The organism is Pseudomonas sp. YeP6b (assembly GCF_025642995.1).
Taxonomy (GTDB): domain Bacteria; phylum Pseudomonadota; class Gammaproteobacteria; order Pseudomonadales; family Pseudomonadaceae; genus Aquipseudomonas.
In genome coordinates this window covers 6,341,477-6,354,595 of sequence record NZ_CP080090.1, presented here as the reverse complement: position 1 = coordinate 6,354,595, position 13,119 = coordinate 6,341,477, and the positions used below count along the sequence as shown (strand labels likewise).

The following is a 13,119-nucleotide window of genomic DNA, read 5'->3' as shown; positions in this document are numbered from 1 at the left end:
AGCCAAAAGCGGCTGCGACACGGTGATTCGGATCGGTTATTTGCGGGTCAATTGCAGGTTGGCCGCGGCCGGTTTGCCGTCGAAGGTGGTCACGCCTTCAAGCCAGCGCTGCTGGTCTTGCGGGTGGTCCTTGAGCCACTGCTTGGCGGACTCGAGCGCGTCTTTGTGATCCAGCAACGGCTGCATCATTCGGCTCTCGTCGGCGGCGGTGAAGGTCAGGTTGGTCAGCAGCTTGTGCACGTTCGGGCATTGCTCGGCGTAGGTCGGCGAGGTGACGCTCCACACCGTGGCCATGCCTTCGTTCGGGCCCAGGGCGTCGTCGCTGCCGGTGAGGTAAGTCATCGCCACGTTGACGTTCATTGGGTGCGGCGCCCAGCCGAAGAACACCACGGCTTCCTTGCGGCGTACCGCGCGGTCCACAGCGGCGAGCATGCCGGCTTCGCTGGATTCCACCAGCTGGAATTTGCCCAGGCCGAATTGGTTCTTGGTGATCATCGCCTTGATCTGGGTGTTGGCGCCCGAGCCTGGCTCGATGCCGTAGATCTTGGCGCCCAGTTCTTTCTCAAACTTGGCGATGTCAGCGAAGGTTTTCAGGCCCTTGTCCGCCAGGTAAGTCGGCACGGCAAGGGTGGCGCGTGCGTCTTCCAGGCTGGGTTTTTCGAGGACTTTGACTTGCTTGGCGTCGACGAACGGCGTGATGGTCTGGGTCATCAGCGGGTTCCAGTAGCCCAGGAACAGGTCCAGGCGCTGGTCACGGATGCCAGCGAAGATGATTTGCTGGGACGCGCTGGTTTGTTTGGTCTTGTAGCCGAGGCCGTCGAGCAACACTTGGGTCATGGCGCTGGTCGCGATCACGTCGGTCCAGTTCACCACGCCCATGCGCACGTTTTGGCAAGACGCCGCATCGGCTGCCATCACGTGGGTGCTCAAAATGGCGCTGGCGCTGAGTGCAAGCACACAGCGGCTGATCAGTCGGTTCATGGTGGATCCCTCGGCAGGTCGTTATTGTGGGGGCCGGCGTCTTTGTGCACCGTGGGATCAAGGTACGCAGCTTAAAGGGCGGCAAAGCGCACGGCGGCGACCAGCTCTTGCACTGCAGCGACCTGTGCTCTTGAATGGCTTGTTGAACTGGCGTATCACAGTGACCACGCTGCCCGTCCTACGAGAGCGCCACCATGTCCCAGGATTTCTACTTTCTGCTGATGCCGGGTTTCTCGGCCATCGGCTTTATCTCCGCGCTGGAACCGCTGCGCGTGGCAAACCGCTTTCGCGGCGAGCTGTACCGCTGGCATGTACTCAGCGCCGACGGCGGCGCGGTGCTGGCGAGCAATGGCATGTCGGTCAACGCCGACGCCGCATTGGAGCCGCTGAAAAAAGGCGCGACGCTGATGGTGGTTGCCGGTTTCGAACCCTTGAAGTTCACCACGCCCGCGCTGGAACACTGGCTGCGCCGCCTCGACCACGACGGCGTCACCCTCGGCGCCATCGACACCGGCGCCTGTGTGCTCGCCGAAGCCGGTTTGCTCGACGGCCACCGCCTGACCCTGCACTGGGAAGCCATCGATGCCTTCAAGGAATCTTATCCACAGCTCACCGTGACCCAGGAGCTGTTCGAAATCGACCGTCGCCGCATCACCTGCGCCGGCGGCACCGCCTCCATCGACCTGATGCTCGACCTGATCGCACAGGCTCATGGCCCCGACTTGGCGATCCAAGTCTCCGAACAATTCGTGCTCGGGCGAATCCGCCCACGCAAAGACCACCAGCGCATGCAGATCGCCACGCGCTACGGCATCAACAATAAGAAGTTGGTGCAGGTGATCGGCGAAATGGAGCAACACACCGAGCCGCCGCTGAGCACCTTGGCATTGGCCGATGCGATCAAGGTGACGCGGCGCCAGTTGGAGCGGCTGTTTCGTCTGCACTTGAACGACACGCCGAGCAACTTCTACCTCGGCCTGCGCCTGGAAAAAGCCCGGCAGCTATTGCGACAGAGCGATATGAGTGTGCTGGAGGTGAGTATCGCGTGCGGGTTTGAGTCGCCGTCTTACTTCACCCGTAGCTATCGAGCGCGGTTTGCCAAATGCCCGAGGGAGGATCGGCGACGGGAGGTGGTTTGACGGGCAATTATAGTCAATTATACTCGTCACTATAATTTATAGTCCTTTCAATAATTGAGTATAAAAGCATGTCGAAGAACAGCGGCTTCGTGTTCCGCCGCCCCGCCCTGGCAAGCAGCATTGCTGACGGATTGGTGGGGGCCGGTATTCAGGATTTTACGTCCGGCCTGTTCCTTGCGGCGCCGCGTCGCACCGGCAAAAGCACCTTTTTGCGCGAAGACCTGATCCCCGAGTGCCAACTGCGGGGTTGGTTGGCGGTGTATGTCGATCTCTGGGCGGACAAAGAGAAAGATCCCGCTGAGTTGATCGCCAGCGCTATTGCCGCTGCTCTGGTGCCCTATGAAAAAGGCATTCGCAAACTGGCCAAGAATATTGGAATCGAGAAACTCAGCTTTCTGCGTACCCTCTCCTGGGACTTTACCAAGCCACAATTGCCCGTCGGCGCCACGCTGACCCAAGCCTTGGAATTGCTCCACAGCGCGGCGGAAAAAACCGTGGTGCTGGTGATTGACGAAGCGCAGCACGCCTTAACCACCGAGTCCGGTATCAACGCGATGTTCGCGTTGAAGGCCGCCCGGGATCAGCTCAATCAAGGTCGTGACGAGGAAGGCAGTGGCTTGCGCCTGGTGTTTACCGGCTCCAACCGCGACAAGCTGGCTCACTTGGTGTTGGGCAAAAGCCAGCCATTCTTCGGCTCTAGCATCACGCCGTTCCCCTTGCTCGGCAAAGAGTTCACCCAGGCCTACACCGTGCACCTCAACGCGCATTTGGCTAAAACCAATCAGTTTAACGCGGCGGATATCGACGAAGCCTTCGAGCTGGTAGGCCGTCGTCCCGAGATGCTGCGCACCATCATCGGTGAAGTGGCGCTGGAGCTGGGCGAGGCAAGCAATTTGGGCCAACTGCTGCACAGCCGTGCCGAACTGCTGCGTGCGGGCGTGTGGACCGAATTCGAAAGCGCCTGGAACAATCTCACCATCCCCCAGCGCGCCGTGTTGGAAGTGATGGTGGAGCGTTCGCAACACAACCAACCGTTCGCGCCGTTTACCGACAGCACCCTGACGGCAGTCAGCAAAGCGCTGGAAGACATGGGCAGCGACGTGGTGCCAGGCACCCAGACCATTCAGGCCTGCATCGATGCGTTGCGCGACAAGGAGCTGGTGTGGAAGTCGAGCCGGGGCGGCTATGCCCTGGAAGACAAAACGTTCGGCGATTGGCTGCAGCACAAGAACCGCACAAGGATTTAAACGCAACAAGGTTCAAAGGTGGGAGCTGGCTTGCCTGCGATGCAGGCACTTCGGTGTATCAGTGACACACAGTTGATGCCATCGCAGGCAAGCCAGCTCCCACATTGATCTTCGGTGTGGCTTATTTCTTTACCAAGGCCGAACACGCCGCCTTGTAGGCCTCATGCTGATACTTGTTCAGCGAGGCCGGCAAATCAAAGTTGTGTTTCTTGCTCTGCGCATTAATGGTCTGTGGTGACAGCAACGTCACCTCAACCCCATCCAACAACTGAAACACCCCTTCAATCTTGAAGGTAGTCGGGCCGCCGGCGAACTCGCCTTTCTTGCTGCGCTTCTTGATCGCGATGCGGGTGATGGCGTTTGCCTGCACAAACGCCTTCACCTGGGCGGCGAAGGCTTTGACGTTGGCGGCTTCATCATCGTCTTCAAGGGCGATTTTTTTGGTAGCCAGGGCGACGTGGGTCAGCGCCTGGTTGTCCAGGGAGGCGACGGCGATGATGGCTTCGCTGCCTTTGATTTCGATGCCGCAAATAGTCATGCAATGGCCTATTAAATAAAGTGGAGGCTGAGTGGCGAGTATCAGTAATGCCGGTCTTCTTCTTGATGTTGATAGATCTGATGTGCCGTCCAGAACATCAGCATCGCGAGCACCATCATCAAGCCGACGCTTACGCTCATGATGTAGAAGTTAGGCGAACTCGATTTAAGGTTCGCCTTGATGTTATGCACCGTTGGAAACCATTTTGAGTACACCACGGGGACCGGGCTGCCCACTTCGTAGCCAGGGTCGTCGATGTAGCTGCTGTTGTTCACCATGCCTTCGATGCGTTGGCCTTCATGGTCGAAGGCGTAATACACGTTGGTGCTTGAGGCCCAGGCGCTGAGGCTTTCCAGTTGGGTGATGTGCCCGGTGGTTTCGATGGGCGCCGCCTTTATCAGTGCAAAAGGAGCACCCCGGCTCACTGACAAGCTCAGCATCAGCGACAGTATCAGCATGGCCAAAAACAGCAGGGCGGCGCGCGTGTAGAGGAAATCCCTCTGCGCTTCGCGTGGGTAATACATGTGAATTCCTTTTCAATAATCCTGGAAGCTTTGAATCTGGCTTATTCCTGCCCAATCGACTCCAAAAACTCCGACCGCTCATCACTCATCCGCGCCAGGCAGTCATTCTGTTGAATCGCATAGCCCTTGCTACCGTTCACCGCCGGGAAGGTGTCCACTGCACAATCGGCATCGCGCAATTTTTCCCATTTCTGCTGGGCATCCTTCAGACGAGCGGTAATGTCGGCCAGTTGCGACTTGTTGCTGCCATAGGTCGAACCCATGCGTTCCAGCAGGCCTTGATAGTTATCCTTGAGCAATTGCTCGGCGGTGGTTTTGTTATAGGTGGCGCATTCCAGGGTTTGCTTGTCGTTCTCGATGCCATCGCACGGCGTGCTGTCGGTGTCTTCGGCCGCGTGGACGCCGGTTGCGATGAGTGCCAAAGCCAGGAAAATCGATTTCATTGCGCCGTCTCATATCAGGTGATACGGAATTCTGGCTCAAGCGTCAGACAAAGAACAGTCGTCAGTCGGACGTGTCATGTAGGCCTTTGTCGCGGATTGACGCTTTCGGCAATTCCCCTGTCGTTTTTGCACCCGGTTCGTTCAGCCCCTGGGCATATGCTGGCCCCAAAGCGCCGGCAGACGATTCGGCGCACGAATCGCCAAAAAGGGGACAGCCTGATGAGCCCAGCCGAACTGCACGCCGACAGCATCGTTATCGACGGGCTGATCATTGCCAAGTGGAACCGCGACCTGTTCGAGGACATGCGCAAAGGTGGGCTGACCGCCGCCAACTGCACCGTGTCGGTGTGGGAAGGCTTCCAGGCCACGATCAATAACATCGTGGCCAGCCAGACCCTGATCCGTGAAAACAGCGATTTGGTGATCCCGGTGAAAACCACCGCCGACATCCGCAAAGCCAAGGAACAGGGCAAGACCGGCATCATCTTCGGCTTTCAGAACGCCCATGCGTTTGAAGACCAGCTCGGCTATGTGGAGATCTTCAAGCAGCTCGGCGTCGGTGTGGTGCAGATGTGCTACAACACCCAGAACCTGGTCGGCACCGGTTGCTACGAGCGTGACGGCGGCCTGTCGGGCTTTGGTCGTGAGGTTGTCGGTGAGATGAACCGCGTCGGCATCATGTGCGACCTGTCCCACGTCGGTTCCAAGACCAGCGAAGAAGTCATCCTCGAATCGAAAAAACCGGTGTGCTATTCCCACTGCCTGCCGTCCGGCCTTAAAGAACACCCGCGCAACAAGTCTGATGAAGAGCTGAAGTTCATCGCCGATCACGGCGGTTTTGTCGGCGTGACCATGTTCGCGCCGTTTTTGGCCAAGGGCATCGATTCGACCATCGACGACTACGCCGAAGCCATCGAATACACCATGAACATCGTCGGCGAGGACGCCATTGGCATCGGCACCGACTTCACCCAGGGCCATGGCCAGGATTTCTTCGAAATGCTGACCCATGACAAGGGCTACGCCCGCCGCCTGACCAGCTTCGGCAAGATCATCAACCCGCTGGGCATCCGCACCGTGGGCGAGTTCCCCAACCTCACCGAGACCCTGCTCAAGCGCGGCCACAGCGAGCGCGTGGTGCGCAAGATCATGGGTGAAAACTGGGTCAATGTCCTCAAGGACGTCTGGGGCGAATAAGCCAACCTCTCTTTTCCTCCGGCCATCTGTGCCGGGGGCATCAAAACGAATTTTTCGGAGTTAAGTTTCCATGGCCAAGATCGCCCCGCAATTGCCAATCGAAGTCGACAGTGAAACCGGTGTCTGGACCTCCGACGCCCTGCCGATGCTGTATGTGCCACGCCATTTCTTCGTCAACAATCACATGGGGATTGAAGAAGTATTGGGCGCCGAGGCCTACGCCGAAATCCTCTACAAGGCCGGCTATAAATCCGCTTGGCACTGGTGTGAAAAAGAAGCTGAATGCCACGGCCTGGAAGGCGTTGCGGTGTTTGAGCACTACATGAAGCGCCTGTCGCAGCGCGGCTGGGGCCTGTTCAAGATCCAGGACATCGACCTCGACAAAGGCACCGCCAGCGTCAAGCTCGAGCACTCGGCGTTTGTCTACGTGTATGGCAAGGTCGGGCGCAAGGTCGACTACATGTTCACCGGCTGGTTTGCCGGCGCCATGGACCAGATTCTGCAGGCGCGTGGCAGCAAGATCCGCACGGTGGCCGAGCAAGTCTACGGCGGCTCCGAAGAAGGCCACGACGACGGCCTATTCACCGTCAAGCCGTTGTAAGTCGAGGACCCTGCCATGGCTTTCGAAGCAATGTTCGCGCCGATCCAGATCGGCAAGCTGACCATCCGCAACCGCGTGCTCAGTACCGCCCACGCCGAGGTGTATGCCACCGACGGCGGCATGACCACCGACCGCTATGTGAAGTACTACGAAGAGAAAGCCAAGGGCGGGATTGGCCTGGCGATCTGCGGCGGGTCTTCCAGTGTGGCCATCGACAGCCCGCAAGGCTGGTGGAAATCGGTGAACCTGGCCGACGACCGGATCATCCCGCACTTCCAGAACCTGGCCGATGCCATGCACAAGCATGGCGCCAAGATCATGATCCAGATTACCCACATGGGCCGTCGCTCGCGCTGGGACGGCGAGCATTGGCCGACCCTGCTGTCGCCGTCGGGCATCCGTGAGCCGGTGCACCGTGCGACCTGCAAAACCATCGAGCCGGAAGAAATCTGGCGCGTGATCGGCAACTACGCCAGCGCCGCCGCGCGGGCCAAAGCCGGTGGCCTGGATGGCGTGGAGCTGTCGGCGGTGCACCAGCACATGATCGACCAGTTCTGGAGCCCACGGGTCAACAAGCGCACCGACGAATGGGGCGGCAGCTTTGAAAACCGCATGCGCTTCGGCTTGGAAGTCCTGAAGGCTGTGCGCAAGGAAGTCGGCCCGGATTTCTGCGTGGGCATCCGCCTGTGCGGCGATGAATTCCACCCGGACGGCTTGTCCCACGAGGACATGAAACAGATCGCCAAGTATTACGACGACACCGGCATGTTGGACTTTATCGGCGTGGTGGGCTCGGGTTGCGACACTCACAACACCCTGGCCAACGTGATCCCGAACATGAGTTACCCGCCGGAGCCGTTCCTGCACTTGGCAGCCGGTATCAAGGAAGTGGTCAAGTCGCCGGTGCTGCACGCGCAGAACATCAAGGACCCGAACCAGGCCACGCGCATTCTGGAAGGCGGCTACGTAGACATGGTCGGCATGACCCGTGCGCACATCGCCGACCCGCACCTGATCGCCAAGATCAAGATGGGCCAGATCGACCAGATCAAGCAGTGCGTCGGCGCCAACTACTGCATCGACCGCCAGTACCAAGGGCTGGACGTGCTGTGCATCCAGAACGCCGCGACCTCGCGTGAGTACATGGGCGTGCCGCACATCATTGAGAAATCCACCGGGCCCAAACGCAAGGTCGTGGTGGTCGGTGCCGGCCCGGCCGGGATGGAAGCTGCGCGCGTCGCCGCCGAGCGTGGCCATGACGTGACGTTGTTCGAGAAGAAAGACTTTATCGGTGGGCAAATCACCACCGCCTCGAAAGCCCCACAACGTGACCAGATCGCCGGCATCACGCGCTGGTTCCAGCTGGAACTGGCACGCCTGAACGTCGACCTGCGCCTGGGCGTGGCGGCGAATGCCGAAGCGATCCTCGACCTGCGCCCAGATGTCGTGGTGCTGGCTGTCGGCGGGCATCCATTCCTGGAGCAGAACGAACACTGGGGCGCGGCGCAAGGCCTGGTGGTCAGCAGTTGGGACGTGCTCGACGGCAAAGTCGCGCCGGGCAAGAACGTGCTGGTGTACGACACCATCTGCGAATTCACCGGCATGTCGGTGGCGGACTTTTTGGCGGACAAGGGCAGCCAGGTCGAAATCGTCACCGACGACATCAAGCCGGGCGTGGCCGTCGGCGGTACGTCGTTCCCGACCTACTACCGCAGCATGTACCCCAAGGAAGTGATCATGACCGGCGACATGATGCTGGAAAAGGTCTACCGCGAAGGCGACAAGCTGGTGGCGGTGCTGGAGAACGAATACACCGGCGCCAAAGAGGAGCGAGTGGTGGACCAGGTGGTGGTGGAAAACGGCGTGCGCCCGGACGAGGAGATCTACTACGCCCTCAAACCCGGTTCGCGTAACAAGGGCCAGATGGACATCGAAGCCCTGTTCGCGATCAAGCCACAGCCGTGCCTGAGCGAGCCGGGTGAGGGGTACTTGCTGTTCCGCATTGGTGACTGTGTGGCGCAACGTAATACCCACGCCGCCATCTATGACGCCCTGCGCCTGTGCAAGGATTTCTGACCCAACAGGAACGCGATCAATGTGGGAGCCAGCTTTTCTGTGGGAGCCGGGCTTGCCCGCGATGCAGGCAACTCGGTCTATAGGAAGACCGCGTTGATGCCATCGCAGGCAAGCCAGCTCCCACACAAGCCAGCTCTCACATTGAACCGATTCCCATGCAAGACCTGTGTGGTCTTCGGGAGCTTCACCATGTTGAACACCTTGCTGCCTGTTCTCTTGTTTGCCGCCCTGGGCCTTGCCGTCTTGGGCGCCCTGCGCCGGGCAGCCATGTGGCGCCGTGGCCGTGCCTCCAAAGTCGACCTGCTTGGCGGCCTGCTGGCCATGCCCAAGCGCTACATGGTCGACCTGCACCACGTGGTCGCCCGCGACAAATACATTGCTAACACCCACGTCGCTACCGCGCTGGGCTTTGTGCTGTCGGCGCTGTTGGCGATTCTGGTGCACGGTTTCGGCCTGCATAACCGCGTCCTCGGCTATGCCTTGCTGCTGGCCTCGGTGCTGATGTTTGTCGGCGCCACGTTCGTTTACCTGCGGCGGCGTAACCCGCCGTCACGTCTGTCGAAAGGCCCGTGGATGCGCCTGCCGAAAAGCCTGATGGCGTTCTCGGTGAGTTTCTTCCTGGTGACCTTGCCGGTGGCCGGGGTTCTGCCAGCCGACTTCGGCGGCTGGTTGCTGGCCGCCTTGTTGAGCCTGGGCGTGCTGTGGGGCGTGTCGGAAATGTTCTTCGGCATGACCTGGGGCGGCCCGATGAAACACGCCTTCGCCGGTGCCCTGCACCTGGCCTGGCACCGCCGTGCCGAACGTTTTGGTGGCGGCCGTTCCACCGGGTTGAAGCCGCTGGACTTGAGCGATAAAACCGCGCCGCTGGGCGTGGAAAAACCCAAGGATTTCACCTGGAACCAACTGCTCGGCTTCGACGCCTGCGTGCAGTGCGGCAAGTGCGAAGCCGCGTGCCCGGCGTTCGCCGCCGGCCAGCCGCTGAACCCGAAAAAGCTGATCCAGGACATGGTGGTCGGCCTGGCCGGTGGCACCGACGCCAAGTTCGCCGGCAGCCCGTATCCAGGCAAGGTTATTGGCGAACACAGCGGCAACCCGCACCAGCCGATCGTCAACGGCCTGGTGGATGCTGAAACCCTGTGGTCGTGCACCACCTGCCGCGCCTGCGTGGAAGAGTGCCCGATGATGATCGAGCATGTGGACGCCATCGTCGACATGCGCCGCTACCTCACCCTGGAAAAAGGCGCGACCCCGAACAAGGGCGCCGAAGTCCTGGAAAACCTGATCGCCACCGACAACCCTGGCGGCTTCGCACCGGGCGGTCGCCTGAACTGGGCGGCGGATTTGAACCTGCCGTTGTTCAGTGAAAAAGGCAGCGCCGATGTGTTGTTCTGGGTCGGCGACGGCGCCTTCGACATGCGCAACCAGCGCACCCTGCGCGCCTTCGTCAAAGTGCTGAAGGCGGCCAAGGTCGACTTTGCCGTACTCGGCCTTGAAGAGCGCGACAGCGGCGATGTCGCGCGCCGCCTGGGCGATGAAGCCACGTTCCAACTGCTGGCCGCGCGCAATATCCAGACGTTGGCCAAGTACAGCTTCAAGCGCATTGTCACCTGCGACCCGCACAGCTTCCACGTACTGAAAAACGAGTACGGCGCCTTCAACGGCAATTACCTGGTGCAGCATCACAGCACCTTTATGGCCGAGCTGATCGGCGACGGCGCGTTGAACCTGGGCCAGCACAAGGGCAACAGCGTGACGTATCACGACCCTTGCTACCTGGGCCGTTACAACGGCGAATACGAGGCCCCGCGCCAAGTGCTGCGCGCGCTGGGCATCGAGGTCAAGGAGATGCAACGCTCGGGCTTCCGTTCTCGCTGCTGCGGTGGCGGTGGCGGTGCGCCGATCACTGACATTCCCGGCAAGCAACGTATTCCCGATATGCGCATGGAAGACATCCGCGAAACCGGCGCCGAGCTGGTGGCTGTGGGTTGTCCACAGTGCACAGCGATGCTTGAGGGTGTGGTTGAACCGCGCCCATTGATCAAGGACATCGCCGAGTTGGTGGCCGACGCGTTGCTGGAAGACGCCGCCCCGGCCAAGACCCTGAAACGTGAACCTGCGCAGGTGCATTGATGAGCGACATTATCCGCCGCGACCCACGGGCCGAATGGATCGCCCGTAACCGCCTGCACCCGCTGCATGCGGCGATGCAGCCGGTGCAACACAGCTGGATGGGGCCAAACGGCGTCATTCGCAAAAACGTGCATGGCGTCGGTTTTATCGGCCCCAACGGCATCAAACGCATTGACCGCAGCGGCGCCCAGCAGGGCGGCGCGGCCAAACGCACAGCGGCGGTGCAAGTGCAGTTGCCGCTGCATCAGGTGCCTGCGCCGGCGTTCTACATCAACGTGGTGCCGGACATGGTCGGCGGCCGCCTGAGCAGCCACGACCGCGACTTGCTCGGTTTGGCGCGGCAACTCGCCGGCAGCGACGGCGCGGTGTTGGCCGTGGTGTTCGGCGACTACAAAGAAAGTGCGTTCGCCACGGCGGGCGTTGATCGCCTGCTGGTGTTGGAAGGCCATGAATTCGACGGTTATTCACCGGAGCAACGCGTGCAAGGCCTGCGGGCTGTGGATAACCAGTTCAACCCGCGCCATTGGCTGCTGCCGGATAGCCGCAGCGGTGGTGGCGAGTTGGGTCGGCGTTTTGCCGCGAGCCTCAAGGAGCGCCCGGCCACGCGAGTCTGGCAGATCAAGGGCGAGGCGTGTATCGGCCGCGCCGGTGCGGGCCAGGAAGATTTGGCCCGGCCATTGCCGCGCCTGATCCTGGCGGCAGTGGAATGCGCCGAACCGGTCAGCGAAACACGCCATGAAGTATTGCCCGTGGAGTTATCCACAGCCTTGGCGCGCAGCTTGCCGCGTATCGAAGACCTCGGTGCCGTGGCGGTGGACCCCGGCGCGATTCCCATGGCCGAGGCGGAGTTTATTTTCTCCTGCGGCAACGGCGTGAAGGACTGGGCCCTGTTCCATCAGACCGCCGCGGCCCTGGGCGCCACCGAAGGCGCCTCGCGGGTGGCGGTGGATGATGGCTTTATGGCGCGTGATCGCCAGGTTGGCGCCAGCGGCACCTGGGTCACGGCGCGGGTTTACGTGGCCGTGGGGATTTCCGGGGCGATCCAGCACCTGCAAGGCATCGGTGCCTGCGACAAAGTGGTGGCAATCAACCTCGACCCGGGCTGCGACATGATCAAACGTGCCGACCTGTCGGTGATCGGCGACAGCGCCGCGATACTGCAAGCCTTGATCGCTGCGGTCGAGGCCCACCGCAACGGCGCCAAGCGCGATGCGGCTTAAGGACATGACCATGACGACACATGTAATCAGCTTGGTGTCCATCGGCGCCCACCCTACTTCAGGCCGCCCACGCCGCGCCGAGCAAGATGCTCGCGCTGTCGAGCTGGGTTTGCAGATGGCTGGGGATAAGTTGCAGGTGCTGCATGCGGGCAACATTCACGAGCCTACGTTACGCAGCTACCTGGGCATGGGCTTGCCGCAGTTGCACGTGCTGGAGCAGCCGGCAGGTTCTGATGCCTTGCCGGTGCTCAGTGAATACCTGCGTGACGCCGGCGCCCAGGTGGTGCTCACCGGCAGCCAGGCGGAAACCGGCGAGGGCTCGGGCATGTTGCCGTTCCTGCTGGCCGAACAACTGGGCTGGCCGCTGATTGTCGGGCTGGCGCAGGTGGAGTCCATCGATGGCGGTGTGGCCCATGTGCTGCAAGCCTTGCCGCGCGGGCAGCGGCGGCGCTTGAAGGTGCGCTTGCCGTTTCTGGCCACGGTGGATAACGCTGCGCCCAAGCCACGGCAAAGCGCCTACGGCCCTGCGCAACGAGGCGAGCTGGCCGCCCATGAGGTCGAGATTGAGCAAGACGAGTTATTCACAGGTGCGCTGCTGCAACCCGCCAAGCCACGGCCTAAGCGCCTCAAGGTGATCAAGGCCAAGAGCGGCGCCGACCGCATGAAGGCCGCCACGGCCAAGGCCAGCGGCGGCGGTGGGCAAGTGCTCAAGGGCCTCAGCCCCGAGGCGGGCGCCGAAGCAATCCTCAAGCTGCTCATCGAAGAAGGCGTCGTGCGCTAACCCAAGGTGGGAGGAGGCCAGTGTGGAAGCTGGCTTGCCTGCATCGCGGGCAAGCCCGGCTCCCACAGAAAGGCCAGCAGCCAGACTGTTTTTGCGGCGCGCGTGTAGGCTTACCCACAATCCCTGTTGACCCGTCTGTGGATAACCTGTTCGCGGTTGTCCACAGCCCCGGTAAATCAAGCCCTGCAGCCCTCTGTACGAAAAACAACCAGGCTAACTGACGGTTTTTGCTTGGGTTTTTC

12 protein-coding genes are annotated in these 13,119 nt (G+C 61.1%); 8 read left to right on the top strand and 4 right to left on the bottom strand.

The window, feature by feature from the left end:
- Positions 1 to 36 precede the first annotated feature (36 nt).
- Entirely contained in the window at positions 37 to 981 is a 945-nt protein-coding gene (locus tag KZH41_RS28785; RefSeq protein WP_263274113.1) for a choline ABC transporter substrate-binding protein, read from the bottom strand.
- Between the two features lie 194 nt (positions 982 to 1,175).
- Between KZH41_RS28785 and KZH41_RS28780 the strand changes: the two genes are divergently transcribed.
- Both KZH41_RS28780 and KZH41_RS28775 read left to right on the top strand, forming a co-directional pair.
- Entirely contained in the window at positions 1,176 to 2,120 is a 945-nt protein-coding gene (locus tag KZH41_RS28780; RefSeq protein WP_094949533.1) for a GlxA family transcriptional regulator, read from the top strand.
- Between the two features lie 68 nt (positions 2,121 to 2,188).
- Positions 2,189 to 3,367 (top strand): AAA family ATPase, encoded by a 1,179-nt coding sequence (locus KZH41_RS28775; protein ID WP_242153142.1) that lies wholly within the window; start codon positions 2,189 to 2,191, stop codon positions 3,365 to 3,367.
- A gap of 121 nt (positions 3,368 to 3,488) precedes the next feature.
- Here KZH41_RS28775 and KZH41_RS28770 read toward each other — a convergent pair whose 3' ends face one another.
- From KZH41_RS28770 to KZH41_RS28760, 3 genes are read right to left on the bottom strand one after another with little or no spacing between them, the layout of a single operon-like run.
- Positions 3,489 to 3,905, bottom strand: a complete 417-nt coding sequence (locus tag KZH41_RS28770; protein ID WP_263274112.1) for a DUF3010 family protein — start codon at positions 3,903 to 3,905, stop codon at positions 3,489 to 3,491.
- A gap of 41 nt (positions 3,906 to 3,946) precedes the next feature.
- On the bottom strand, positions 3,947 to 4,429 hold the full coding sequence (locus KZH41_RS28765; RefSeq protein ID WP_263274111.1) for a DUF3592 domain-containing protein: 483 nt from the start codon (positions 4,427 to 4,429) through the stop codon (positions 3,947 to 3,949).
- A gap of 41 nt (positions 4,430 to 4,470) precedes the next feature.
- Positions 4,471 to 4,872 (bottom strand): lysozyme inhibitor LprI family protein, encoded by a 402-nt coding sequence (locus KZH41_RS28760; protein ID WP_263274110.1) that lies wholly within the window; start codon positions 4,870 to 4,872, stop codon positions 4,471 to 4,473.
- A gap of 219 nt (positions 4,873 to 5,091) precedes the next feature.
- On the opposite strand from KZH41_RS28760, the gene KZH41_RS28755 reads away from it, so the two are divergent.
- The 6 genes from KZH41_RS28755 to KZH41_RS28730 all read left to right on the top strand — a co-directional run bounded on the left by KZH41_RS28755 (position 5,092) and on the right by KZH41_RS28730 (position 12,877).
- Positions 5,092 to 6,069 carry a dipeptidase gene (locus KZH41_RS28755; RefSeq protein WP_016972866.1) on the top strand — a complete coding sequence of 326 codons (978 nt, stop codon included), beginning with the start codon at positions 5,092 to 5,094 and terminating at the stop codon, positions 6,067 to 6,069.
- A 70-nt stretch (positions 6,070 to 6,139) separates the two neighbouring features.
- A complete protein-coding gene (locus tag KZH41_RS28750; protein ID WP_007947752.1) occupies positions 6,140 to 6,670 on the top strand; it encodes a DUF5943 domain-containing protein in 531 nt (176 codons plus the stop codon).
- Between the two features lie 15 nt (positions 6,671 to 6,685).
- Positions 6,686 to 8,746 (top strand): dimethylglycine demethylation protein DgcA, encoded by a 2,061-nt coding sequence (gene dgcA, locus KZH41_RS28745; protein ID WP_263274109.1) that lies wholly within the window; start codon positions 6,686 to 6,688, stop codon positions 8,744 to 8,746.
- Positions 8,747 to 8,935: 189 nt separating this feature from the next.
- Positions 8,936 to 10,876 carry a dimethylglycine demethylation protein DgcB gene (gene dgcB / locus KZH41_RS28740; RefSeq protein WP_263274108.1) on the top strand — a complete coding sequence of 647 codons (1,941 nt, stop codon included), beginning with the start codon at positions 8,936 to 8,938 and terminating at the stop codon, positions 10,874 to 10,876.
- The gene (locus KZH41_RS28735) at positions 10,876 to 12,096 is read left to right on the top strand and encodes an electron transfer flavoprotein subunit alpha/FixB family protein (RefSeq protein WP_263274107.1); all 1,221 of its coding nucleotides are present in this window, start codon (positions 10,876 to 10,878) and stop codon (positions 12,094 to 12,096) included. Before dgcB ends, KZH41_RS28735 begins: the two co-directional genes overlap by 1 nt.
- A gap of 10 nt (positions 12,097 to 12,106) precedes the next feature.
- Complete coding sequence (locus tag KZH41_RS28730) at positions 12,107 to 12,877, top strand: electron transfer flavoprotein subunit beta (RefSeq protein WP_094949525.1); 771 nt, start codon at positions 12,107 to 12,109, stop codon at positions 12,875 to 12,877.
- Positions 12,878 to 13,119: the final 242 nt, after the last annotated feature.